Origin of the sequence: Salmonella sp. 32010601201800023SM (genome assembly GCF_017572235.1) — a bacterium.
GTDB classification, from domain to species: Bacteria; Pseudomonadota; Gammaproteobacteria; order Enterobacterales; family Enterobacteriaceae; genus Salmonella; species Salmonella enterica.
The window spans coordinates 569,150-594,567 of the sequence record NZ_JAGEQS010000001.1; the positions used below are offsets into that span (position 1 = coordinate 569,150).

At 48.5% G+C, this 25,418-nt stretch carries 25 protein-coding genes; 15 read left to right on the forward strand and 10 right to left on the reverse strand.

Translation table 11 applies throughout. The annotated features are described in order from the left end of the window. The first annotated feature begins 94 nt into the window (after positions 1-94). The gene (locus J4617_RS02930; RefSeq protein ID WP_017465587.1) at positions 95-1,708 is read left to right on the forward strand and encodes a peptide ABC transporter substrate-binding protein; all 1,614 of its coding nucleotides are present in this window, start codon (positions 95-97) and stop codon (positions 1,706-1,708) included. 96 nt (positions 1,709-1,804) lie between these two features. Here the strand turns inward: J4617_RS02930 and J4617_RS02935 are convergent, their stop codons facing one another. Next, a complete protein-coding gene (locus J4617_RS02935; protein ID WP_000814362.1) occupies positions 1,805-2,734 on the reverse strand; it encodes an aromatic alcohol reductase in 930 nt (309 codons plus the stop codon). A gap of 118 nt (positions 2,735-2,852) precedes the next feature. Between J4617_RS02935 and J4617_RS02940 the strand changes: the two genes are divergently transcribed. Next, positions 2,853-3,758: a LysR family transcriptional regulator gene (locus J4617_RS02940; RefSeq protein ID WP_000359210.1), complete on the forward strand. Its 906-nt coding sequence runs from the start codon at positions 2,853-2,855 to the stop codon at positions 3,756-3,758. Between the two features lie 276 nt (positions 3,759-4,034). Continuing rightward, positions 4,035-4,904 (forward strand): aldo/keto reductase, encoded by an 870-nt coding sequence (locus tag J4617_RS02945; RefSeq protein ID WP_000456780.1) that lies wholly within the window; start codon positions 4,035-4,037, stop codon positions 4,902-4,904. Between the two features lie 90 nt (positions 4,905-4,994). On the opposite strand, the gene bdcA is transcribed toward J4617_RS02945, so the two are convergent. Further along, positions 4,995-5,708, reverse strand: a complete 714-nt coding sequence (bdcA, locus tag J4617_RS02950) for an SDR family oxidoreductase (RefSeq protein ID WP_000171957.1) — start codon at positions 5,706-5,708, stop codon at positions 4,995-4,997. 77 nt (positions 5,709-5,785) lie between these two features. Between bdcA and J4617_RS02955 the strand changes: the two genes are divergently transcribed. Both J4617_RS02955 and J4617_RS02960 read left to right on the forward strand, forming a co-directional pair. Beyond that, positions 5,786-6,376 (forward strand): TetR/AcrR family transcriptional regulator, encoded by a 591-nt coding sequence (locus tag J4617_RS02955; RefSeq protein WP_000208474.1) that lies wholly within the window; start codon positions 5,786-5,788, stop codon positions 6,374-6,376. Between the two features lie 128 nt (positions 6,377-6,504). Beyond that, positions 6,505-6,741 carry a YgdI/YgdR family lipoprotein gene (locus tag J4617_RS02960; protein ID WP_017465586.1) on the forward strand — a complete coding sequence of 79 codons (237 nt, stop codon included), beginning with the start codon at positions 6,505-6,507 and terminating at the stop codon, positions 6,739-6,741. A gap of 213 nt (positions 6,742-6,954) precedes the next feature. On the opposite strand, the gene J4617_RS02965 is transcribed toward J4617_RS02960, so the two are convergent. Both J4617_RS02965 and J4617_RS02970 read right to left on the reverse strand, forming a co-directional pair. Next, positions 6,955-8,064: a hypothetical protein gene (locus J4617_RS02965; RefSeq protein ID WP_065680814.1), complete on the reverse strand. Its 1,110-nt coding sequence runs from the start codon at positions 8,062-8,064 to the stop codon at positions 6,955-6,957. A 391-nt stretch (positions 8,065-8,455) separates the two neighbouring features. Then, positions 8,456-9,313, reverse strand: coding sequence for a GyrI-like domain-containing protein (locus J4617_RS02970; protein ID WP_012543356.1), 858 nt, complete (start codon positions 9,311-9,313; stop codon positions 8,456-8,458). A 293-nt stretch (positions 9,314-9,606) separates the two neighbouring features. Between J4617_RS02970 and zirU the strand changes: the two genes are divergently transcribed. From zirU to J4617_RS02990, 4 genes are all read left to right on the forward strand, one after another. Further along, positions 9,607-10,452: a two-partner-like secretion system exoprotein ZirU gene (gene zirU / locus J4617_RS02975; protein WP_017465584.1), complete on the forward strand. Its 846-nt coding sequence runs from the start codon at positions 9,607-9,609 to the stop codon at positions 10,450-10,452. Between the two features lie 74 nt (positions 10,453-10,526). Then, entirely contained in the window at positions 10,527-12,509 is a 1,983-nt protein-coding gene (gene zirT / locus J4617_RS02980) for a two-partner secretion translocator ZirT (RefSeq protein WP_017465583.1), read from the forward strand. A gap of 26 nt (positions 12,510-12,535) precedes the next feature. Beyond that, positions 12,536-13,360 (forward strand): ZirS family two-partner secretion-like system exoprotein, encoded by an 825-nt coding sequence (locus tag J4617_RS02985; protein WP_001652734.1) that lies wholly within the window; start codon positions 12,536-12,538, stop codon positions 13,358-13,360. A gap of 95 nt (positions 13,361-13,455) precedes the next feature. Beyond that, complete coding sequence (locus J4617_RS02990; RefSeq protein ID WP_001119109.1) at positions 13,456-14,013, forward strand: peroxiredoxin; 558 nt, start codon at positions 13,456-13,458, stop codon at positions 14,011-14,013. 106 nt (positions 14,014-14,119) lie between these two features. Here J4617_RS02990 and J4617_RS02995 read toward each other — a convergent pair whose 3' ends face one another. Continuing rightward, entirely contained in the window at positions 14,120-14,458 is a 339-nt protein-coding gene (locus tag J4617_RS02995; RefSeq protein WP_017465582.1) for a hypothetical protein, read from the reverse strand. 27 nt (positions 14,459-14,485) lie between these two features. Beyond that, entirely contained in the window at positions 14,486-15,172 is a 687-nt protein-coding gene (locus J4617_RS03000; protein WP_017465581.1) for a B3/4 domain-containing protein, read from the reverse strand. A gap of 43 nt (positions 15,173-15,215) precedes the next feature. Between J4617_RS03000 and J4617_RS03005 the strand changes: the two genes are divergently transcribed. Further along, entirely contained in the window at positions 15,216-15,818 is a 603-nt protein-coding gene (locus tag J4617_RS03005; protein WP_000163366.1) for a helix-turn-helix domain-containing protein, read from the forward strand. Between the two features lie 85 nt (positions 15,819-15,903). On the opposite strand, the gene J4617_RS03010 is transcribed toward J4617_RS03005, so the two are convergent. After that, on the reverse strand, positions 15,904-16,935 hold the full coding sequence (locus J4617_RS03010) for a mechanosensitive ion channel family protein (RefSeq protein WP_000493670.1): 1,032 nt from the start codon (positions 16,933-16,935) through the stop codon (positions 15,904-15,906). A 238-nt stretch (positions 16,936-17,173) separates the two neighbouring features. Here J4617_RS03010 and J4617_RS03015 point away from each other — a divergent pair, with 238 nt between their 5' ends. Next, positions 17,174-17,428, forward strand: coding sequence for a DUF2534 family protein (locus J4617_RS03015; RefSeq protein WP_000605645.1), 255 nt, complete (start codon positions 17,174-17,176; stop codon positions 17,426-17,428). Between the two features lie 54 nt (positions 17,429-17,482). Here J4617_RS03015 and uspE read toward each other — a convergent pair whose 3' ends face one another. The 3 genes from uspE to ogt all read right to left on the reverse strand — a co-directional run bounded on the left by uspE (position 17,483) and on the right by ogt (position 20,044). Beyond that, positions 17,483-18,430 (reverse strand): universal stress protein UspE, encoded by a 948-nt coding sequence (gene uspE / locus J4617_RS03020; protein ID WP_001262138.1) that lies wholly within the window; start codon positions 18,428-18,430, stop codon positions 17,483-17,485. A 150-nt stretch (positions 18,431-18,580) separates the two neighbouring features. After that, on the reverse strand, positions 18,581-19,333 hold the full coding sequence (gene fnr, locus J4617_RS03025; protein WP_000611914.1) for a fumarate/nitrate reduction transcriptional regulator Fnr: 753 nt from the start codon (positions 19,331-19,333) through the stop codon (positions 18,581-18,583). A gap of 195 nt (positions 19,334-19,528) precedes the next feature. Then, positions 19,529-20,044, reverse strand: coding sequence for a methylated-DNA--[protein]-cysteine S-methyltransferase (gene ogt / locus J4617_RS03030; protein WP_017465580.1), 516 nt, complete (start codon positions 20,042-20,044; stop codon positions 19,529-19,531). A 257-nt stretch (positions 20,045-20,301) separates the two neighbouring features. On the opposite strand from ogt, the gene smrA reads away from it, so the two are divergent. The 4 genes from smrA (at position 20,302) to dbpA (ending at position 25,401) form a co-directional block, all read left to right on the forward strand. After that, entirely contained in the window at positions 20,302-20,865 is a 564-nt protein-coding gene (gene smrA, locus J4617_RS03035; RefSeq protein WP_001046799.1) for a DNA endonuclease SmrA, read from the forward strand. A gap of 392 nt (positions 20,866-21,257) precedes the next feature. Beyond that, positions 21,258-22,412 (forward strand): methyl-accepting chemotaxis protein, encoded by a 1,155-nt coding sequence (locus tag J4617_RS03040; RefSeq protein ID WP_000945621.1) that lies wholly within the window; start codon positions 21,258-21,260, stop codon positions 22,410-22,412. Between the two features lie 145 nt (positions 22,413-22,557). Further along, positions 22,558-23,541: a zinc transporter ZntB gene (zntB, locus tag J4617_RS03045; RefSeq protein WP_000387373.1), complete on the forward strand. Its 984-nt coding sequence runs from the start codon at positions 22,558-22,560 to the stop codon at positions 23,539-23,541. A 486-nt stretch (positions 23,542-24,027) separates the two neighbouring features. After that, positions 24,028-25,401 (forward strand): ATP-dependent RNA helicase DbpA, encoded by a 1,374-nt coding sequence (gene dbpA / locus J4617_RS03050; RefSeq protein WP_000123701.1) that lies wholly within the window; start codon positions 24,028-24,030, stop codon positions 25,399-25,401. Positions 25,402-25,418: the final 17 nt, after the last annotated feature.

Consider the following 25,418-nt stretch of genomic DNA (forward strand, 5'->3'; position numbering starts at 1 on the left):
GCGCGATATCAACTTTCTGGCGGAAGATAATTGCATTTCTTTCTGCTGAAACAAATAATTACGTTGTCATTTAACTCATCTTTGAGGAACTTCTATGAGGCATTCTGTTTCAGTAACCTGTTGTGCGCTGTTGGTTAGCAGCTTTTCCCTGGCATATGCTGCGGATGTTCCCGGCGGAACGGTACTGGCAGAGAAACAAGAACTGGTGCGTCATATCAAAGATGAGCCCGCTTCGTTAGATCCAGCGAAAGCCGTTGGGCTGCCTGAAATTCAGGTGATCCGCGATCTGTTTGAAGGGCTGGTTAACCAGAACGAAAAGGGTGAAATTATCCCTGGCGTCGCCAGCCAGTGGAAGAGCAATGATAATCGTATCTGGACGTTTACGTTGCGGGATGATGCGCAATGGGCCGATGGAACGCCGGTGACCGCCCAGGATTTTGTCTATAGCTGGCAACGCCTCGTTGATCCCAAAACGCTTTCCCCCTTCGCCTGGTTTGCCGCTCTGGCTGGCATCACTAATGCGCAAGCCATTATCGACGGTAAAGTCACGCCGGATCAGCTTGGCGTCAGTGCCGTGGACGCGCACACTTTGCGTGTTCAGCTTGACAAGCCGTTGCCCTGGTTTGCCAGTCTGACCGCCAGTTTTGCCTTTTATCCGGTCCAAAAAGCGAATGTTGAAAGCGGCAAAGACTGGATGAAGCCGGGAAAACTGATTGGCAATGGCGCGTATGTTCTTAAAGAGCGCGTGGTAAATGAAAAACTGGTGGTCGTGCCTAATACGCATTACTGGGATAACGCGAAAACGGTACTGCAAAAAGTGACATTTTTACCCATTAACCAGGAGTCGGCTGCGACGAAACGTTATCTTGCCGGTGATATTGATATCACCGAATCTTTCCCTAAAAATCTGTACCAGAAATTATTGAAGGATATTCCAGGGCAAGTTTATACGCCGCCGCAATTAGGGACTTATTATTATGCGTTTAATACGCAGAAAGGGCCGACGGCGGATTCCCGCGTTCGTCTGGCGCTAAGTATGACCATTGATCGCCGTTTGATGGCGGAAAAAGTCTTAGGTACCGGTGAAAAACCGGCCTGGCATTTTACACCGGATGTCACGGCAGGATTTAAGCCCGATCCTTCACCGTTTGAACAAATGAGCCAGGAAGAACTTAACGCCCAGGCGAAAACATTGCTGCGTGCAGCAGGCTACGGATCGCAGAAGCCGCTTAAATTAACTCTGCTTTACAATACCTCAGAAAACCATCAGAAAATCGCGATTGCGGTGGCGTCAATGTGGAAGAAAAATCTGGGGGTGGATGTGAAATTGCAAAACCAGGAGTGGAAAACGTATATCGACAGCCGGAATACCGGTAATTTTGATGTTATTCGCGCCTCCTGGGTGGGTGATTACAACGAACCGTCGACTTTCTTATCCTTATTAACGTCCACGCATACGGGGAATATTTCACGCTTTACTAATCCGACTTATGACAAAATCCTGACGCAAGCGACGATGGAAAATACCGCCGAAGCGCGTAACGCGGATTACAATGCAGCGGAGAAAATTTTAACGGAACAAGCGCCTATAGCGCCTATTTATCAGTATACCAATGGCCGGTTAATTAAACCGTGGGTAAAGGGATACCCCATTACTAACCCGGAAGATGTGGCCTATAGTCGTACAATGTATATCGTGAAGCACTGATGCGTACTGGTTTCTTGTTAACGCAAGGTAGCCACGCCCGCCGCCTGATGCTGGCAGAAGGCATGGGGATTAAGCGAGCGCCTGATGCCGCCGTTCTCATTGCTGTGTTTTCAGCCAGGCGGCAATATCCTGTGTCGGCAGATGATGTTGTGCATTCCAGGTGTCACTCATCGGCCACCACATACCGTCACCACGCGCGAAGGCGACGCGATAGCGCAGCATTGGGTCATGCGGATGTAAACGGAGTTGCTCCTGTAAGTCAGGTAGCGTCAATACGCCTCGGGTAAAAGTTTGCTGCGTCACGCGTTCGACCGTTTCCGCCAGTTTTGCATAAGAGGTCGTTTCCCCCGCGACAAAGACGACTTCGTTAGTGATACGCGGCTGATGCAGATAAATTTCAGTGGTCAGGCGACCAATATCCGCAGGCGACGTGACGGTGACCTGCATTTCCCATCCGCCGAGGGCATTGATGGTTTTTTTGGCTAAGTTGACCACACCAAAGGCTGGTTCGAAGAGAAAAGAGGTAAATATACCAGTTGAAACAATCACCCACTCTGTGACGTTTTGCTCGCGCAAAAGCGTCCTGACGTCATACTGTTCGTCCCACACCGGCTGGCCACTGCCTTTGCCGACCACATCGTAATTCACGCCAAACTGCCAGGGGAAATAGCGCTTAACGCCCGCCTCCAGTACCGCGCGGGTGATTTTTATCTGGGTACCCGCACCGGCGACAAACCCCATACAATTGATGATCGTATCAAAACCGTGGAATTGATCTTTTAACGCTGCAACCGAACTGCCTGCGATGTCGACCGGGATAAACCGCGCACCGGCATCTGCCAGTTGTTGATGAATGCTGGAACGTCGTTTGCTCTGTTTATCCCTGGATCGCCCTGACACAATAACGCTAACGGAACCATTACGCTGTGTGACCGCCGGAACCAACGACGCCAGCACTGACGCCCCCAGTTGTCCCGCGCCCAGCACCAATACTTTTTCACCCACCTGATTATTGGATTGTTTCATTTGCACCTCTCTGTGTTGATTCACCTGTAGATAGAGATTACGTCAGGGATCTGCGTTCGATAAGACGCCGAAGACGGGTTAGACTGTTCTGATAAATGGGATAATTGGCGGGGGGAAAATGGACAAGCTGGAAGCGATGCAGGTCTATGTTTGCGTAGTGGATACCCATAGTTTTATCAGAGCCGCCGAAGTGCTGGGCGTGCCGCGCTCAACGGTATCGCGAGTGGTTAAAGAACTGGAATCCTGGCTTAAGATTCAACTTTTGCAACGTACAACTCGCAAACTTAGTGTGACCGCAGAGGGGCGGCGTTACTACGAAGAGTGCAAAAGAGTGCTGGCAGATATCGCGGCCATGGAGTCGTCATTTCCCGGCCGGGCGGCACAACCCAAAGGGCGTTTTAAAGTGGGGATGCCGCAATCTCTCGCCCGACATTGCATTATTCCCACGCTCCCGGCCTTTTTGCGCCAGTATCCGGAGCTGGAGCTGATACTTTGTTCCAGCGATAGCGTGGAGGATATTATCCTTCAAGGGTATGACTGCGTGATTCGGGCCGGCAGGATCGATGATTCCACCACGCTGGTTTCCCGTCCACTTGCCAGCTTTAACTGGGTGATAGCAGCATCGCCCACTTACATTGAGCGTTACGGTAGCCCTGAAAATTTAGATGATCTGCAAAAGCACCATGCGGTCGGCTACCTGAACCACCGCACCGGGCGTACCACCGACTGGTTTTTTACGCGTGAAGGGAAGGATTACGCGATACGGGTGCAGGAGACGCTGGTTGTCGATGATACGGACGCTTATATTCAGGCCGGAATACAGGGACTGGGGTTAATTCGCGTCGCCAGCTATCTGGTTGCGCCGTATCTGCACAGCGGGGCGCTGGTGACCTGCATGGACAACCATTCTTACGATTTGCCGCTTGCGCTGGTCTATCCGCAAAACAGGTTTCTGCCGCCTGCGGTACGCGCTTTTTATGACTGGTGCAAAACGGCGCTGAGCCAGCCGGAGCCTCTTCGCTAAAAAATATTATTCCGGATATCGCATTGCCTGTTCAGAAAACTTTTTCACAGACGGTCAAAATGACGGTACTGGTTTTTGACGCATAAGTAAAAGGCATTATCAAACAGGTGCTACACGGCGAGGATATAGCAAGCACTGAACGTTTGGATGCAATAAAAAATCTGTACAAGTGTTATTAATGAACTTTTTGTATAAATATAATCGGATTTAACAATACTCATTGTACCTGTATTTTGCTCTTATCATGGCGTCTTTACGACGAAAGGGTGCTTTAGCGTGGAATATTCAATATTAAGTAACAACCTTAAAATGCCTATGGTGGGTTTTGGCGTTTTTAAGGTAACCGACAAAGAAGAATGTCAGCAGTCAGTGTTAAGCGCTATTCGCAGCGGTTATCGTCTTATCGATACCGCTGCGGTATACGGCAATGAAGATGCCGTTGGTGACGCTGTTCGTAAAGCCATCGCGACAGGTCTGTGTACCCGTGAGGAGTTATTTATTACTTCTAAACTGTGGGTGCAAGATATGGCTAACTACGATCTGGCCAAAGCAGGTATTGAAGCGTCGCTGAAAAAATCCGGGTTAGATTATTTTGATCTCTATTTATTGCATCAGGCAATGGGCGATTATTTTAGTGCGTGGCGCGCGCTGGAAGACGCTTATGAAGCCGGTAAACTAAAAGCCATTGGCGTGTCCAACTTCTATGCGCATGTGTTAGCCAACTTCTGTGAAACCGTCAGAATTACGCCAATGGTAAACCAGGTCGAATTGCATCCATACTTTGCACAACCCGCCGCGCTGGAAACCATGAAGCATTATAACGTTCAGCCTGAAGCGTGGGCGCCGTTAGGCGGCGGGAGACATAAACCGTATGAAAATGTCATGCTTCAAAGGATTGCCGATGCCCATCAAAAAACCATCGCGCAGGTTGTCCTGCGTTGGAACGTGCAGCGTGGCGTCACGGTTATTCCTAAATCCACTCGACAGGAACGCATTGAAGAGAACTTTGCCATCTGGGATTTCTCACTAACGGATAATGAAATGGCTCAAATCAACGCCCTTGATTTAGGCTACGTTGGCGAAGCGGTGAAGCATTTTAATCCTGAATTTGTTCGCGGTTGTCTTGGCGTTAAAATCCACGATTGATCCCGGCGCTTGCGGATGTTTTCTCGCATGAACAGCTTCTAACACGGTTGCCGGAGCGTAGACGGCAACCGTGTGATATTCGCCTGGCCGTCAGGCTCCGAAGGCACCATCGATGGTGTGCATCGCGCCGGTGACGAAAGAAGCTTCCGGACCGGCAAGCCATGCCACCATTCCAGCCACTTCTTCAGGTCTTCCGTGTCGTTTGATCGCCATGAAACTGTGCATCAGCTCTTTCATTGGGCCATCTTCCGGATTGATGTCGGTATCAATGGGGCCTGGCTGCACTACATTTATTGTAATCCCGCGGGGGCCAAAATCACGGGCTAAACCGCGCGCCAGCCCTTGTAGGGCTGATTTACTGGCGGCGTACGCGGCCATTCCCGGTACGGGCATCCGATCGCCATTCACGGAACCGATAATAATAATGCGTCCACCTTCCGGCATGTTGCGGGCTGCTTCGACTGACGCATGGTAAGGCGCATGGATATTAATGCGGAACAAACGATCTATCGCATCGCTATCTTGTTCCAGCGCATCGCCGAAGAGAGCGACGCCCGCATTGACGACCAGAATATCCAGCGGTCCGTACTCACGCACGAGGCTGATGACGGCATCCCGATCGGCGCTATCCGTCTGGATGGCGATGCTTCCGGTTTCCGCTGCCAGTTTTTCGGCGGCTTCGCGCGATCCGGCGTAGCTGAAAACGACCGATGCGCCGTCAGCGCTAAAGCGTCGTACAATAGCCGCGCCGATACCACGACTTCCCCCTAAAACCAGTACAGATTTGTTGCGAAATAGCGTCATCAGGATGTCCTTTATGATATTGTAGTAGCCACTACAATATGCGTAATGAAATCATGCCGTCAAGGAGTTATGTAGTGATGACTACAAAACATAGCCGAACGCCGGGTCGCCCTCGCCAGTTCGATCCGGAGCAAGCCATTGAAACCGCTCAACACTTATTTCATTCGCGCGGATACGACGCGGTGAGCGTAGCGGATCTGACAAAAGCGTTCGGGATCAATCCTCCCAGTTTCTATGCGGCGTTTGGCAGCAAGCTAGGGCTGTATACGCGCGTATTAAAGCGTTACAGGATGACCGACGCGATTCCGCTCGGGGCGCTTCTGCGTCACGATCGCCCGACCGCGAAGTGCCTTATCGATGTGCTGATGGAAGCGGCAAGACGTTACGCTGCCGATCCTGATGCTACCGGATGTCTGGTTCTGGAGGGCGCTCATTGTAACGATAAACCGGCACGAGAGGCCGCCTGCGAGTTTTACATCGCTGCTGAAAACCTGATTCGCACTTATGTCGCCATGCGGTATCCGCAAGAGGCTGACCGGACGACGGACTTTATGGGGACGCTAATGGCGGGACTTTCCGCCAAGGCGCGAGCGGGGTATAGCCTGGAGCGTCTTCAGGAGAGCGTGCTTCTGGCTGGGGATGTGCTGGAGCGATTACTGCCGGATTAACGCAGTGCATCAAAAAACCTGAGCCAATCAGATACGGGCAAACAGGGAGCAATAGCCCTAATCATCCATCTTGCCGTTGCGGTATTCGGTAAAGTACATCAAAAATAGAGGTGTCAGGGAAACGAGAAATGCAAAAATGTAGACTTATTACGGTACTTAGCTTATCAGTGTTGATGCTAGCCGGATGTACAACGACCTATACCATGACGACCCGGACGGGAGAGATTATTGAAACGCAGGGTAAGCCGGAGGTTGACACCGCAACCGGAATGACGAAATACGCTGATGTTTATGGTTATCATCGCGTTATTAAAACCAGTGAAATAGTGCAGACGACAGAAGGCGCATCGAAGCTGGACTGGTAATGCGCTAAAGCAGTTGGAAGGCCGTGTCCTGTATGGGGACCGGATTGTTTCTGGGCCTGAATTGAATAGAGCGCCTGTATAGCCGAATTCCGGGTATCGGCTTGATTTGTGTCGTCAGTAATTTGGTTGTTCCCTGTATAGTGAAGATAAACAGTACTCATGGCTAACGGTCTGTTTTGGATTGCTAACTATCCCGGATTCTGCGCGTTTTATTTAGTCACAACCATGGTTAAGAATATTTTGGGTCAGACTTACACGCCGGGTATTAAGATAATCCGTCGCATAGAGAGCTTGATCGGCATCATTCGGTTCAAGAAGAAACGGCGTGACTTTAGGTATGAGATCAGCAAACAGGTTATATTGATCCACAGAGGCAAAATGCCGGGTAGCGCTGGCCCAGGGCATTCGCATCAGCTCTGCGTAAGAAGGGGATAGTTGAACTGGCAAATCAAATTCTTTCAGATTAGCAAGCATCTTCTTACTCATATAAAATGTGACCCTGTTTCGCGAAAAGGTGTTAAGCACTGCCTTCAGTCGTTTAACTTTTGCTTCTTTACTCATGCTATTATCAAAAAAACGTGGTGAAAGCATAATAGCAATCGATGCATTTGATGAAATAACATTATGTAGTGGTTTCAGGGCTACAACAATCTGATCGTTTGTGAAGATACGCTGCGTACCAGAGGAGGTAGTATAGTTTCCACCCAGCCAGATCACATAATCTGTTGTTTTGAGGGGAAGCGTTTTTTCCGGTATATTACCCCTGTCAGGTGCCACTGTTTCAATTGCTAGTGAGTCTTGTCCCCAGACATTATTTGCTTTAGAACTCAAAAAATTATATTCTGAAATGTTCCTTAGTTTTAGTAGAGTTATCTGTGAGCGGGTAAAAAAGAGATTGAATCTCACTTTGTTCTGCAATTGCCGAAGTAATCTGAGCGTGTTCTGATCGATCAGATGAGTGTAAAGACCAACAGTTTTTCCGGAAAGTATTGCTGAGGCATTGTTCGCAAGAAGCATCTCTTTTATAGCTCCTTGCCCAATAATCAGTACGCAACGGTATTTTTCTGGTCTGATTTTATCTATGGGGATATCGGTAAGATTGACCAGGTCAGGAGTGCCATGCCGCCAATTATCATGAATGACTGTGGCTCCGGAGGCGTCTCCTCCGGCTCCCCTGGTGATAATAAGAGGAGGGTGGGTACTGGCATGTGCGATATACGAAAAACACGCTACCATTGCTAGCGTTGTGTTTCTGATGGTTGTATACATATCGTCTGCCCTGATTTCGAAAATATGAATAATGTCTCCTCTTATAATGTACATCAAAAAGAGAGCATTTTAATTAAACGTTATCTCAACGAGATAAAAGGTTAGCACAGTAAAGTATAGAGAGAATGTAATCATACCAACATTATAGATGTGGGAGCATGAAGGCCCCGCAAGCCGCCCGGCCAGCATACTCCCATTAATAGTTAAAGTATGGACTTTGCTTTTACCGTAAACTGTAGCCAATATTACCTGATCACTACACCGTACAGTACTGTCAGAAATCTGTCCCCGGTGTCGCGTGCACGCAAGTTATTTTTTTTCAATTCTTTCAAAACGTTAACTATATTAATAGTCACTTATTTTATCAGAATCAATACTGAGGGTTTTATTACCGCTCTGAAAAGAGAAGGCTTTTCAGATGAAATGCGTGGATGGTACGAAGTCATTACAGTACAGGGATGTAATAATAAAGATCGACAATGGATTCATTACTCTGTTGCTTTTGGACGGATGCCAAATGGAAGTATTCAATATCTTCTCCTTCTCTCCTGATAAGATTCAGTTTTGGCAATATACACATATATATTGTATTGGAAAATTGTTGATATTGTTCTTTATGACCAACGAAATGGAATTTTGCATATTTACCACATTTTATTACCCTCGACATGGGTATTTTGCCTCCATCGACGGAATTATGTTCCATACCAAAAAAACTGCTTACGGCGATGACCTGGTCTTTGGTATTATCCGGCTTAAAAGACGAGAGACAATACACATTTTCGCCCCACGTTCTGAGCGTCTCATGAATGATTTTCCATTTTATAGGCGACGCTTTTTTAGGAAGGTCATTTGTTGCGATCTGATGAGATGTTTGAAATCCGAAAATTTCTTTTGACGTAAGCTGACAAATTTCGAACTGATAATGCTCATCACAGTCAAGCCAGTAGGGAGGCCGTAGGTTTCTGAGATCCCAGAAATCAGCCTTGCGATAGTTATTGGGATTGACGCCAAATGTTTTTTTGAACTCTCGACTATAGGACTGCACTGAATCAAACCCCATTCTGAACGCGATATCTGTGACCGACTGAGAGGTCAGCTTTAGCAGAGTGGCGCTTCTGCTCAACTTGCGTTGTCTGATATATTTTCCGATAGAGACGCCACACTTTTCTTTAAAAAAATCCTGCAAACTCCTTCGCGAATAACCTGTTATAACAACCAGCTTTTCAATATCAATCCTCTCTTCAAGATTTTTTTCTATTTGCTCTAATACTGAGATTATTATGGCTTTTTTCATCATCATTCCTCTTTATTGAAGCCGAAAATATAAACATTTAAGGTGTTTGACATACTGTGTTATTAAACTGGTGGGGGGTTGTTAGCTTTTCTGGCAAAACAAGAAAGATTTAAATTGCTTGACGTTTCTGAATAAACTTTACACTTGGAGATCGGATTTTGCCAGTAAAGCTAAGTAATTAGCATGGCGAAGGGCATAATTTCACAGGCGGTTAAAATGATTGAATAACCCTGAATTTTTAGCCCGTGAGATTATAAATCTCGTAATTATTTCTAATGATTTAATAAAAGGGAATTGTTTTGTACTTCAAAAGATCTTTATTAACGTTAGCAATTTGTGCATCCGTGGTCTCAGTAGAGGCGGTGGCGAATACCAGAGCCAATGATATGGCTTCTTCTGCTACACCTGCTTCTGTTGGTCACCGTCCTGTGGCAACTACTAATGCAAAAAAAATAGAAGTGTCTGGGGAACTGACGACCGGTTCAACCCTCCAGATAGCGGATGTTTTTATTAGGGATGAGGATGGGGATCCCTTATCGCTGGATAAAATGAATAATGCCGACGATATTAAATGGTATCTGGTGGATAATGAGGCCGCCGATCCTTCTGGAACCCCGGCGGCAACCGGGACGGCTTTTACCATTCCTGCTGATGCAGGTGGTAAAAAAATTAAAATCGTTTACCGAATTAAGACGGCAACGGGGACGCCGGATAGTGCATTCTTGCCTGCCACTGTCTTATTAACTTCTGCATCTTCTGGGGTGGGCGGCGACTCCGCCGCAGACGGTACAATTTCTAATAAGCTACGTTCTGTCACTATCAATGTGGTGAATGAAAGTGGTAAACCAACTGATGAACTCAACGGTACCAATGACGCCAACACCCCAGTGGTGGGCGGCACCCTTGAAGCGGTACTGGAGTGTGCCACCACAGCGGCGGCTGAGTGCGATGTCAGTAATTATAACTTTACCTGGCAGATGGCGGATGCCGGGACACCAGATAAGTTCACCGATCTGAATAATACCAACGCTGAAAAACATAAATATATTATTAAGGGAACCGAGCAGAATAAACTGTTCCGTGTCCACGTTACGCCTAAAACGACGAAAGCCACGCCGGAGAATAAACGCGCTATCCGTCGCTGATGGTTATCGCTAAATAAACATCTTATTTAAATGCTCCCCCTGCCAGGCAGGGGGATATAGCAGGAGACAATACAGTGGTTTTTTCTAAAAAACCCATTACTAAATATATAACCTGGGCCATTGTTACCAGTCAGATTCCACTCCCGGTCATTGCTGATAGCGATAGTGAAATTCAGTCGTGGATTGCGGGGACGGCATCGTCTATTTCTCCGCACCTGCAGGAGGGGACGCTGGAGGATTATGCCAAAGGAAAAATCAAGGCGTTACCAGGGCAAGCCGCTAATCATCTGGTGAACGAGGGGATAAAGAACGCTTTTCCGGAGATTATTTTCCGTGGTGGCGTCAATCTTGAAGATGGCGCGAAATATCGCTCATCAGAGTTCGATATGTTTATTCCTGTCCAGGAAACAACATCGTCTTTACTCTTTGGCCAGCTTGGCTTTCGCGACCACGACAACAGCAGTTTCGATGGACGCACTTATGTTAACGTTGGTGTCGGTTACCGCCAGGAGGTCAATGGATGGCTGCTCGGCGTCAATACGTTTCTGGATGCCGACATCCGTTATTCCCACTTACGTGGCGGCATTGGCGGGGAAGTCTATAAAGACAGTATGGCCTTTTCCGGCAACTATTATTTCCCTCTCACCGGCTGGAAAACGTCAGCAGCGCATGAGTTACATGATGAGCGTCCGGCATATGGCTTTGATCTGCGAACAAAAGGCACGCTCCCCGATTTTCCCTGGTTCAGTGGCGAGCTGACATATGAACAGTATTACGGGGATAAAGTTGATCTATTGGGTAACGGTACGTTAAGCCGGAATCCCCGCGCCGCAGGTGCGGCTCTGGTCTGGAATCCTGTCCCCTTGCTTGAGGTCAGAGCAGGATATCGGGACGCCGGTAATGGCGGATCGCAGGCAGAGGGCGGTCTGAGAGTCAATTATTCCTTCGGTACGCCGTTACATGAACAGCTTGATTACCGCAACGTTGGGGCGCCGTCGAATACGACTAACCGGCGTGCCTTTGTTGATCGTAATTACGATATCGTCATGGCGTATCGGGAGCAGGCCAGCAAAATCCGCATTACGGCAATGCCGGTGTCAGGCCTGTCCGGGACGCTGGTGACATTAATGGCGACGGTAGATAGCCGTTACCCGGTTGAGAAGGTTGAGTGGTCGGGTGATGCGGAGCTTCTCGCCGGGCTCCAGCTTCAGGGGAGTCTGGGCAGCGGCCTTATCCTTCCACAACTTCCGCTGACGGTGACCGACGGTCAGGAGTATAGCCTTTATTTAACGGTGACTGACAGCCGGGGTACTCGCGTGACCTCCGAGCGTATCCCGGTAAGGGTGACACAGGATGAGACCAGTTTCCGTTCCTGGATAAATGTTATCAATGACGATGTTCAGGTTGAGGACGGCAACTTTGTTGTCAGTACGCCGCTTCCTGCCGGAGAAGAGGGGAAGGTTATTGAGTGGCACTACGTGCGCGAGCGTTCTGAAGAGGAGTGGGCGTCGCTCAAACCACGTAATATTAAGTATCAATCAGATACGCCGGGTCTGGCATTTAAAGCGCTCGGTGGTACAGAGCGTGATGGTCATTGGGTTGAACGGGTTCTGGTGACCCATATCGGCGATGATACCCGCCCGCTCAAATTACATATTGAAGCAAGCGGACCAGACGATAAACATCCGGTGAAGGGGACCGTACTGCTGCAAGCGCAGTCAGACAGCATTGCGCAGAAGGTCACTTCTGTGGAGGTGCTTTTTACGCCGGGTACTGAAGAGGACAACGGAAGTGTTACCGCGCCAGTCGTCGGAACGGAAATGCGAGCCAGAACACTTTGTGTAAATAACACGGACTGTACTGATGCGTTTAATTATCAGTGGGAAATCTCGGATGAAATGAAATCCTGGAAATCCGTACCGGGGGCGACAAAGGCCACCTGGCTTATCCCTTATAGCCTTAACGGGGAACCGCTTCAGAATAAATATATCCGCGTCAGAATTATTTCTGATAAAGAAAATGCCAAGAGTTCTACCGCAGCATCTGATGCGAATTAATGTTTTAAAAAGGATCAACAGTGCGTATGTCGAAACATAATCTTATTATCTATAGCCTGCTTCTGGCGGCTGCGCCGATAAGCGTCTTGGCGGATTCGTCGACAACGTCCGCGACAACCGTCGGGATGTTTTCTCCTCCTACGGCGCCGAGCGTTGGGCACAGGCCTGGTTCGCCGTTGAGTGATTATGGGTTGGAATTGAATGGGGATTCTGGATATGCTGAATCATATATACCTATACCAGGCATGCTTTTAAAATCAAGAATGGTTGGGAGAGTCAGTGATCCTGATACTGAAAAATATCAAGCTAATGAAACGGCTACCACAGTATGTACGTATTATCGCGTTGAGAAAGATGACTCACAGCATGAGCTTCTACGTGAAAAGCCGTGTAAATATGAAATTGTTATCAGCGAGGATAATGTAGGTTCGAAGATAAGAATTGAGCATTATAACGAAACAGATATGGTCTCAGCACCAGGATATACGCCTGTGCCGATGGTTTCTGAAATCCATTCTATTGAAACAAAACGTATAGTTAAATTGAGTAAAGATTTATCTGTCATTAGTGCAGATAAATCTTTACTGATGCCAGGAGAGAGTGCTGTTGTGAAAATTATTGTTAAAGATATAAATAATAACCCCATATCTAATCTCAATCTCCAGTGTGGGCATTTTCCAACAGGAAGTTGGAATAGTCGATGCGATATCAAAGCCGGGGGTAATCCCGGAGAGTATCTTCAGACGGTAACTTATAATGGAGGTTCAAATGGAGAGTTGAAATTGACATATAAATATTTTGGGGAATTGATTAAAGATAAATTTACTATCTCCGGGACAATAAAAAAGTAGAGTAAAAACAGCAATGAATAATGGGTTGGCTTTTATCTCACTGCTCTTATTATGGATGTTCACTTGGTTCTTTAGTAGATTGCTAAATAATTATTATGGCTAAAAGAATACAAACGTTAAAAGGAGAAGTTTTTATGACACCAGCAACAACACAAGATTATATTTCATTGGGTCAGGAACACGCTGTCACCTTTGGCAAAACGCAACTGACCCTCAAACCCGGTATACTGGCTGAAGGCGAACCATTACCCTGCACAAAGGGGCTGGTGAGCCATAATTTATTACCGGGTTACTGTATCCCGGGGATAAAAAAGCGGATTATTGTCGTCCCGTCACTGGATACGCCGGTTTGTGAATGGCAGGTAAAAGACTATAGTAACCGCCTTAAATCAGCGGGTAGCCACTCAAACCGGGCGGTATATGTGCTGAGTATGGATACGCCATTTGCTCAGGCCCGTTTTATTCGGGAACATGATATTCATCCCGGCATAACCTTTGTTTCTGACTACGCTTGCCGCCAGTTTTTGGATAATTCCGGGCTGAAAATTAATGAGCTCAGTATTTTTGCCAGAGCGTTGATAGAGTGCGATGAAAATAATGTGGTTACGCGTGTTATTGTACCACGAGATATCACTCATCTTCCTGTTTACTAATCACTTATATCAGCACCGTCCCTGCACAGAGAACCGAATAACCGGCAATGCAGGGGCGCAGGCATCCTCCTGTAGTGCCCCCACATTTAACACATATACTATTGCATCACGCATAAAGAACTGAAAATGATGCCAGCGGATGGGGCAGGTTAACGTTATGGCACCCCTGAATTTCTGCAATAATCGTCTGGTAACCGGAAAGCCACTTATGACTTTGTGATTTGGCCTGCTGGTGCTGTAAATTATTTATCAATAGCTCCATTGATTCGCGGGTCTGCCAGTAATAATTATTAACCATTCTTCCGCTGGCGGCATCGGTATAGCTTTCCATCCCAATATAGCCATCAATAGTCTGTGTATAGCGCTCAATCCAGCCATCCAGTTGATAAAACTCTTCGTCGTACTCTTTTTTTTCGAAAATAAAACTTGTCAGAAACAGCGACATGGTATTTCTCCTGTTACGCAATATCAATCAAACACCCATCAACGTGGATTCAAAACGTAAACCTGGCATCATTTTTTCAAGGCCGTCAGTCAGCATGTTTCCTGCCGCGTACAATTCATCAACCGGCATTTCCGGCAAGCTTTCAAGGATAAACCACATCGCTTTATCTGAAGCGCTTAGTCGGGTACGTACTCCCTGACGCCAGTTCCAGCGCCGACAGGTGACGCCTCTGTCATCGCGCCAGATAACTTCGCCCGGTTCTGGTGACTCGGTGACGGGGTGTCCTTCTTTCAGGGTATCAAATGTTTCACTTCCGTCTGCGAAAACCAGCCGCGGCGATCCACAATAAGCCGCGCTATTTTCGCCGCCTACCGGTACGGCATAGCGTAGGCTCACCGCGTTATAAAGATCAACGACCGGGTCCAGCGCCGCCATTGTTCCATCCTTCAACACGCGTTTTCGTAGCGCTTCAGCCGAGCAGGGGGTGCGCTTTGGTTTTGCGCCGAATGCTTTAAACACCGCATTCCAGGCGTCTATATGCGCCTGTGCCCACGCCGGTTGGCCGTTAATTACGGCCTGACAGGCCTCTTTTAGCGCGATTTCTCCGACCTGCGCATCGCGAACCGGAGCGGCAATAACATTAATACTTAATGCACGAAAGCCGGGAGCGATACGGGCCAGTTCCGGGCTGATTGACGGTAACATAGAAGACATCGCATAATCCTGTAATGACTATTTTCTTCTATGATATCGACCAATGACCAAAAAAGTCAACTTATCGACCACGGCGGGCGCCGACGTCAGCACGATAAATGAAGCTGTTTCCCAACGTATCAAACAATTTCGTAGCCAAAAAAAGATGTCGCTGGATGAGCTTGCGCGGCGTTCCGGCGTCAGTAAAGGAATGCTGGTGGAAATTGAAGGCTGTAAAGCCAATCCAAGCATTGCGCTGTTATGTAAGATCGCGGCGGCAATGGGAGTGTCCGTGGCGGATTTTGTCAACGTCGCCAGCGAGCCGATGGTCCATCTTATCGACCGGGATGCTATTCCGGTGTTGTGGCGCGGCGAGAAAGGCGGCAGCGCAAAACTGATGGCGGGAACCAGCGGGCCGGATATGCTGGAACTCTGGCAATGGATAATGCATCCTGGTGAACAGTTTGAATCGGCAGGGCATCCGGCAGACACCTGTGAATTACTGTTTGTTAATCAGGGAACACTGACATTAACAGTCGACGGTAGACGCTTTATTATTCGGGAGGGCTGCTCCGCTGTAGCCAGAACCGACATGCCTCATGCCTACGTTAACGACACTAATGAGGTGCTTGAATTTACCATGACGGTGAATGAAAAGAGCCGTTGATCACCGTGAGGAAGGCGCTAACAACCCGTCATTCGGACAGGGAAGCCTCGGTGCCCGATAAGCGTTATCGGGCACCGGCTATCTTTTATTTTATCGCAGGCGCGGCCTCCGGGTCATCGATATAGAGCGTCTGGCTTGGGAAGGCGAAGTCAGCGCCGTTTTCCTGGACAATCGCAATAATTTTCAGGTAAACATCCTGCTGTACGGCAAGCCATTCCTGCCATACTGTTGTTTTGGTAAAGCAATACACCATAATATTCAGCGAAGAGTCGGCGAATTCATTAAAATAGACCAACAGCGTCTGTTTCTGATCGATATCGCTGTGCGCCTGCAGCATGTTTCTGATAGCGTCAACAATGAGGCCAATTTTGTCGGCATCTTCGTAACGTAATCCAATAACCGTTTTTATTCGACGGTTGGTCATCCGTCCCGGATTCTCAACGCTAATGGATGAAAAGACGGAATTAGGCACGTACAACGGGCGGTGGTCGAATGTGTTAATTCGTGTAATTCGCCAGCCGATTTCGGCGACCGTACCTTCGATATTTCTGTCAGGAGAACGAATCCAGTCTCCGATACTGAAGGGGCGATCGAAATAGAGCATAATACCAGAGAAAAAATTGCTCAGGACATCTTTGCCCGCCATACCAACAGCGATACCGCCGATACCGCCAAAGGTCAGCAGACCGGACAGACTCATGCCAAAATGTTCGCCATACAGTAAGACAATCGCGACAATAATGGTTATTTTTATGACCCGTGCCAGAATACGTGTACTGGTGACATCTCTACCTTTATTGACCTGTGCTTTTTCAAATTGGTTAATAATCAGGAAAAGTTTTATCGTCAGAATAAGCGCAATGAGCGAGGTGCAGATAAAATCAATGACCCCGGAAGAGATAAAACGCAAATTATAATCTTCAATAGCATTATTCAGTATGCTCCCGATGGTCCCAATAATAATCGCGTAAATAAAAAACTGTGCCGCATGGAACGTGAATCCTTTCTTCCACTGTACGTTACGGCTGAGCCAAAATCTCACGACCAGCAACGCCATACCGCAACTGAAAAGTATCGCCAGATTAAATGCGTTTTTGAGAAAAAATTCAGTGAACATTATTGTTTTCCGCTCCTTCCTACGATAACAGCTCAGAATGACCTGATTAACAGGTATTTTACCCAGGATAAACGCGTAGATCATCGATAAGTAAAAAGAAGAAATAGTGCTATCAGCTTTAATCTCAGCGGTTTACTTTTTATGTAAATACAATGTCACGTTTTATAGAGCAGACATCGCGCGATTGTCATGGTATTGTTGCTATCAGGTAAAAAAGTCATCTGTAAAGGACAATACTATGATCATGATGAAGCTGAAATCGGCGAAGGGGAAAAAATTTCTGTTATGCCTGCTGGCAGTGTTTATCGTTGCGGCATCGGTGGTAACGCGCGCGACTATCGGCGGTGTGATTGAGCAGTATCATATTCCACTGTCCGAGTGGACAAGCTCTATGTATGCCATTCAGTCGGCAATGATTTTCGTTTACAGTCTGGTGTTCACTATTCTGCTGGCGATTCCTTTGGGGATCTATTTCCTCGGCGGAGATGAGTAACAGAAATGTGGTATTGGCCGGATGGCAGCGCCATCCGGCAGGACGCAAGAGGGATTAATCGTCCTCGTCGTCCAGTTCAACCGGTGTTTGATATTCATCAGGCTTAATGACTAACAGGTCGCAGCGCAGATGGTCAATGACCTGTTCGGCCGTGTTCCCCAAAAACGCGGCCGAGAGTCCGGTACGTCCAACGGTGCCAAGCACAACGATCCCCGCCTGGAGATGTTCGGCAAGATCCGGGATAACTTCTTCCGGCAAACCTTTTTCTACATGCGTAACTTTTTCATCGATGCTGAATTTCTGGCGCAGCGCTTTCATCGCCAGTAAATGCTGGCCTCTGATGGCGTCGTTATACACGCTGGGATCAAATTCCGGCAGCTCAATGGCGATATTGATTGGCGTAACGGGGTAGGCGCCGACCAGGTGTACTTCGGTATGATTAACCTGCTCCGCCAATTGTAAGGTCTCTTTTACCAGCTTTTCGTTGAGAGCATTGTGATAGGGCTCTTCGCTTGCCAGGTTCACGGCGACCAGGGCTTTGCCGCCTTCTGGCCACGGCTGATCTTTGACCATCCACACGGGGCTTGGGCATTTACGCAGCAAATGCCAGTCGGTAGGGGTAAAAATGACCGCTTCCAGTCGATCGTGCTGATGCGCCATTTTCAACACCAGATCGTGACTGCCGGCGATAACCTCCTGGATGATGGCCTCAAAGGGACGATTGTGCCAGACCACTTTAATTTCAATGGGGACACCGGCTTCAAGATAATATTTCGCCTGCTCACGTATCCAGGCTGTGCGTTGACTTATTACGCCCTGACGCATTGCGGTGCGTTCGTCAGGAGAAAGCAGGGTGGTCATCTCATACGAGAAATCGTAAATAGGCAGGAAAGCTTTAATTTTGCCGCCAATCCGTTGATGCAAATAAACTGCTCGCCGTAATGCGGGTTGGTCGTCCTGATTGGGATCGATGACCACCAGCATATTTTGATACATAGCCATACAGGGTCTCCTTACAACTGTCATCGCAGTTTGTAACTAAAGAGTAACTCAAATATGGTGAATGAAACAGAGGAAGCGCTTCTGCCAGATCAATAAATGAGAAAAATTTAACGATATGGCAGAAGATAACATCAATGGTTTAGCTGACGTTTAAGCGACGTTGCGGGTATGACCGGCGAGGGCCGCCAGCGCATCGCTGTTTTCAATAGTAATATACTTACCTTTCACCGCCAGCATACCGCTTTTCTGGAAACGCCCCAGCAGACGGCTAATGGTTTCGACCGTTAAGCCCAGATAGTTGCCGATATCGCCACGGGTCATTGTCAGGCGGAATTCACGCGGTGAGAAACCACGCTGCGCAAAGCGGCGGGACAGGTTGTAAATAAACGCGGCCAGACGTTCTTCGGCGTTTTTCTTCGACAATAACAGGATCATATCCTGATCGCCTTTAATTTCACCGCTCATCAGACGCATCATTTGCTGACGCAGGTTAGGCATTTTGCCGGACAGGTCATCCAGCGTCTCAAAGGGAATTTCACATACCATTGAGGTTTCCAGCGCCTGTGCAAAGCTCGGATGATGACCGCTGCCAATGGCGTCAAAACCCACCAGGTCGCCTGCTAAATGGAATCCAGTAATCTGCTCATCGCCTTGCTCGGTAATGGTGTAGCTCTTAATCGTTCCGGAGCGGATAGCATAGAGCGATTTCAGTTCATCACCCGCTTTAAACAGAGTTTGCCCTTTCTGAATGGGCTTTTTGCGCTCGATGATATTATCAAGCTGATCAAGCTCATGCTCGTTAAGTGTGAACGGGATGCAAAGCTGGCTGATACTGCAATCCTGGCAATGGATAGCACAACCGCCAGACTGAATGCGCCGTATAATTCGCTTTTCCGGGATCATAGGTCTGCTCAAGCCGTAATTGATATTTGTCAATTTTAACATCTTTTTGGTGAGCGCGTAAGTCTGAGCTATCCCGGAGAAGGAATAATTCAAGTATAAGTTTGATGAATACTTTTATCTATTTGAAAACACGTAATTTATTTGTTGTTGCTTTACATAAAAGTGTGACCGATAAGGCACTTTTTGCCTGTATATTCATAATAAAAGATAGCCTTCATGGCGTAATAGCCACTCTTTTCGCTGCACGCCGCCAGCGTATCCGGTCAGAGTGCCGTTACGCCCGATGACGCGATGGCAGGGAACAACAATACTGATGGGGTTAGCGCCATTCGCAGCACCGACTGCGCGTGCGGCGCCCGGTCGTCCCAGTTGCGCCGCCAGTTGACCATAGTGCATCACCTGCCCGCAGGGGATAGCGCGCAATGCCTGCCATACTTCCCGTTGAAAAGGTGTGCCCCCCGTGGCGGTTTCCAGGGTATCAATTACGGCGAGATTGCCTGCAAAATAATCTGCAAGCTTATCGCTGAGTCCACCGGGGTTAGTCGCAGAAACGCGTTCATAGCCTTCGTGACGGTAGTGGATATTTAGCAGTTGCTCCATACGATCGCGGTACTGTTCCCACTCAATGGCCCGCAGTCGAAACAGCTCATCGCAAACCACCCATAACGGTCCTAATGGCGTGGCTATCTTCTCTTCAAGTAATCTCAGCATCCGTTCTCTCACATCGTCTTAGCCTAACGTAAGAGACAAGATATCATGCCAGGAATACCCGCAACCATACTCCTTAAAAGATAGTCAGGGATAACACATTTAGCGCCAGTAATATCGTTGGCGGAGAAAAAGGGAGCCTGGCGAGACGGTTAATTGCCTGACATTGTCGCTGTTATTGGAAATAACTGTAAACCGTTGTCGGTATAACAGGGCACGGTTATGATAACGGCAGTCGCAAAAACGCTGGAGGATGAACCATGAACCTTGACGATAAAGCGCTGTTTCTTGACGCCATGGAGGATGTCCAGCCGCTGAAACGCCATACTGATGTACACTGGCAGCCAACGCGTAATCTTAAAACGCCCCAGCGTATCGACACGCTTCAGCTTGATAATTTCCTGACGACGGGCTTTCTGGATATTCTGCCGCTGAATGAACCGCTGGAATTTCGTCGGGAAGGATTGCAGCAGGGTGTCATCGACAAGTTACGCAGTGGGAAATACCCTCAGCAGGCCAGCCTCAATTTGTTACGCCAGCCGGTCGAAACGTGCCGAAAAATGCTGTTTCGTTTTATCCTGGAGGCGCAGAAAGAGGGGTTGCGTAATGTCCTGATCATTCATGGTAAAGGGCGAGAGGCGAAGTCACATGCCAATATCGTCCGAAGCTATGTGGCCCGCTGGTTGACAGAGTTTGAAGATGTACAGGCTTATTGTTCGGCGCTGCCGCACCATGGCGGCGGCGGGGCATGTTATGTCGCGTTACGTAAAACGGTGCAGGCTAAACAGGATAACTGGGAGCGCCATGCGAAGCGTAGTCGGTAAATCGTTGCCGCTGGCGGACAGGACCGCCAGCGCAAGCTCGCGCGAACCCGATTTTATGCCTGATGCTCAAGATTCTGCAAGAGAACGGGCGATAACGCTGTCCGCGGTAATAACACGGAGAAACAGTCATTCGCTTATTTAAGCGTCTATTAAAATATACTGGCTTTCGACTTAACTATTAAGCAGAAAATGGTGATAAGTACATCACTTGTCAATATGGATGGATGAATATCCTGGCATAGCGAATATAGGTGATTTTATCTGTTGCACTAAGGGAAATGGCGATGGTCTGGTATTGAATATGGAGAATGTCAAAGAAACGAATGGCAATAGGTATCTGAAATGCTATAAAAATAAAACCTGTCTCCTATCCTGGTTGTAGGCCGTCAAAAATGTTGAGAAATATCAGCGTCAGGACATGCATTATTCTATTCATGGTATGTACGTTTCTTTTGGTGGATACTTTACAAATAGCTTTTCTGCACGATCTCCCTATTTTAATTACGTGTAATATCATTTATCTGATCTCGTCATTACTGCTTTGGTGGTATATGACCTGCTATCTGGTAGTGCCGATTAATACCGTGAAGAAAAGTATTGAAGAGGTCGCAGCAGGAAACTTGTCTATTCATATCTCCGAATTTGGCAATAATTGCGCCGGGCGACTCATCCCCGGAATTAATAGCCTGTCGGAGAATATTTCCGCGCTGGTACGCGAAATCAGATCCTCTTCGCAAACGGCAATGACCCTTTCCGAACAACTGGCGGCGCGCAGTATGTCGCTATCCGTAAAGACGGAACAGCAGTCGGCCTCGTTAATTCAAACTGCCGCCAGTATGGATGAAATGGCGGCGAGTACCAAAAACAATGCGGATAATACCCGAATGGCGAGCATACAGGCGGATTGTGCAACCCAATGCGCCCGTAAAGGCGGTGAATTAATGGTGCGGGTTACAGAAAATATGCGTTCTATTACCGACTGTGCCTCGCAGATGACGGAGATTATTTCATTGATTGACGGTATCGCATTCCAGACTAATATTCTGGCGCTTAACGCGGCGGTAGAGGCTGCGCGGGCGGGCGATCATGGAAAAGGTTTCTCCGTGGTGGCCGGGGAAGTGCGTAATCTGGCGCATCGTAGCGCTGAGGCGGCAAAAAATATCAAGGCGCTGATCGACGTTACGCATGACAATGTGCGGCAGGGGGCCGCCATAGTGCAGGAGGCTGAAAAAAATATGCAGGAGATTGTTGGCGGTTCCGGGCAATTAAACGTGCTGATGAGTGAAATTTCCACCACCACGCGGGAGCAGGAAAAAGGCATTAACCAGATAACACTGGCGTTGAGCGATCTGGAAAGCGCAACCCATAGCAATGTCTTAATGGTTGAAGCGCTATCTGCTTCTTCGGATGTTTTAAAGGCGCAGGTGATCGAGTTACAGACTAAAACCGACAAATTTCGTTTAAGCCAGCCGGGTTACAGTGAACATGCGCTGTCGCGCTCTCATGTATCACCTCTTTCGACCATCACCAGGCGCGGCCAGGCCTGATAATACATGTTTGGTAAGCTCCTGTTGCTAAGGCGCTTTTTTCGCACGTTCCCGTCATTCTTTTTGCGCAATGAGAAAATGAGAGATTGCTTAACCTTTCCCGAAAGCTAGACTAACGGCATCAGAGTTGTAACGTGGAGGCGCTGTGGAAGCCATTAAGGGATCGGATGTGAACGTGCCGGATGCCGTTTTCGCATGGCTACTGGATGGTCGTGGTGGAGTAAAACCGCTCGAAGATAATGATGTGATCGATAGTCAGCATCCCTGTTGGCTACATCTTAATTATACCCACCCGGACAGCGCCCGCTGGTTAGCTTCAACGCCTTTACTCCCCAATAACGTGCGTGATGCGCTGGCTGGTGAAAGCTCGCGCCCGCGCGTAAGTCGTATGGGGGAAGGGACGCTCATTACGCTGCGCTGTATTAATGGCAGTACTGACGAACGCCCGGATCAATTAGTAGCAATGCGTTTATATATGGACGAGCGATTCATTGTGTCTACCCGTCAGCGAAAGGTTCTGGCGCTGGACGATGTGGTCAGTGATTTGCAGGAGGGCACCGGGCCCGTAGATTGCGGCGGCTGGTTAGTGGATGTGTGCGATGCGTTAACCGATCACGCCAGTGAATTTATTGAAGAGCTACACGATAAAATTATCGATCTGGAAGATAATCTTCTCGACCAGCAAATCCCACCGCGCGGTTTCCTCGCATTGCTACGTAAACAGCTAATTGTTATGCGCCGCTATATGGCGCCGCAGCGCGACGTCTATGCCCGGCTTGCGAGTGAACGGCTGCCGTGGATGAGCGACGATCACCGGCGCAGAATGCAGGATATCGCCGACAGGCTGGGAAGGGGGTTGGATGAAATTGACGCTTGTATCGCGCGTACTGGCATCATGGCGGATGAAATTGCCCAGGTGATGCAGGAGTCTCTGGCGCGCAGAACTTATACCATGTCGCTTATGGCGATGGTTTTTCTGCCCAGCACCTTCTTAACGGGGTTATTTGGCGTTAACCTGGGCGGTATTCCCGGCGGCGGATGGCGGTTCGGCTTTTCTCTGTTTTGTATTCTGTTAGTTGTCTTGATCGGTGGTGTTACTTTATGGTTGCATCGCAGTAAATGGTTGTAACAAAAGCGCTTTTCAGACCATTTCGGGTGAAAAAACGCCGAGAAATTTGAGCGAAGTCAATAAACCATCTACCTATTCGGGGCAATATCTCTCTCGCAGGTGAATGCAACGTCAAGCGATGGGCGTTGCGCTCCATATTGTCTTACTTCCTTTTTTGAATTACTGCATAGCACAATTGATTCGTACGACGCCGACTTAGATTAGTCGGCTTTTTTTTGCCTGTAGACTATCTGCGTCTACCCTTTAAGAGTCTGAATGACATTCTGGAGGGTAATATGAGCTGTCTTTTGACCTTATTATATCTACACTCGTCCTTGTCGGACCCGATTCCCACTGACCCTGTTCCCATTCCTGAGCCGCTTCCCCGTCCTCAGCCGATGCCCGACCCGCCGCCGGACGAAGAACCGATTAAAATGTCGCATCAAACGTCCGGATCTGCGAGGATACGCGCCTGCTGACTATGAGTCGTTACCGCGAGAGTAAATTGTGACCGCTTTTTCAACCCTGAATGTTTTGCCCGCCGCCCAGCTCAATAACCTTACTGAGCTGGGCTATCTTGAGATGACGCCTGTTCAGGCCGCAGCATTACCCGTCATTCTGGCGGGAAATGATGTGCGTGTGCAGGCCAGGACCGGTAGCGGTAAAACGGCGGCGTTTGGTCTTGGGCTCTTGCATCGAATTGATGTCACTCTGTTCCAGACACAGGCATTAGTGCTGTGCCCGACGCGGGAGCTGGCGGATCAGGTAGCCGGGGAGTTACGTCGCCTGGCCCGTTTTCTGCCAAATACCAAAATTCTGACCTTGTGTGGCGGGCAGCCCTTTGGCGTACAGCGCGACTCGCTTCAGCACGCTCCGCATATCATTGTCGCGACGCCGGGGCGCCTGCTGGATCATTTACAAAAAGAAACCGTATCGCTGGATGCGCTGCACATTCTGGTAATGGATGAAGCAGACCGAATGCTGGACATGGGATTCAGTGACGCCATTGATGAGGTGATCCGCTTTGCGCCTGCGACGCGCCAGACGTTGTTGTTTTCAGCAACCTGGCCTGAGGCCATTGCGGCGATTAGCGGTCGTGTACAGCAGCAGCCAATACGTATTGAAATCGATACGGTAGATGCGCTACCGGCTATCGAACAACAGTTCTTCGAAACATCTGCGCATGAAAAAATTTCGCTGCTACAAACGTTGCTTAGCCAGCATCAGCCAGCGTCCTGCGTGGTGTTTTGCAATACCAAAAAAGATTGTCAGGCCGTTTGTGATGCGCTTAATGCGGTAGGACAAAGCGCGTTGGCGCTCCACGGCGATCTGGAACAACGCGACCGCGACCAGACGTTGGTGCGTTTTGCAAATGGCAGCGCGCGCATTCTGGTTGCTACCGACGTTGCCGCGCGAGGGTTAGACATTAAATCGCTCGAACTGGTGGTTAACTATGAACTGGCCTGGGACCCGGAGGTGCATGTCCACCGTATTGGCCGTACGGCGCGCGCGGGAAGTAGCGGTCTGGCGATCAGTTTCTGCGCGCCGGAAGAGGCGCAGCGGGCAAATATTCTTTCAGAAATGCTGCAACTCAAACTGAACTGGCTGAATGCGCCCGCCCGGCAGTCGTTGCTTCCTCTGGCCGCAGAGATGGCTACCCTATGTATTGACGGCGGCAAAAAAGCGAAAATGCGTCCGGGAGATATTTTAGGCGCGCTGACCGGCGATATTGGATTAGACGGGGCGGATATCGGCAAAATTAATGTGCATCCAATGCACGTTTACGTCGCCGTACGTCAAGCAGTAGCGCAAAAAACCTGGAAGCAGTTGCAAAACGGGAAGATCAAAGGCAAGTCATGCCGGGTACGGCTATTAAAATGATCGATAGTATGGCGTCT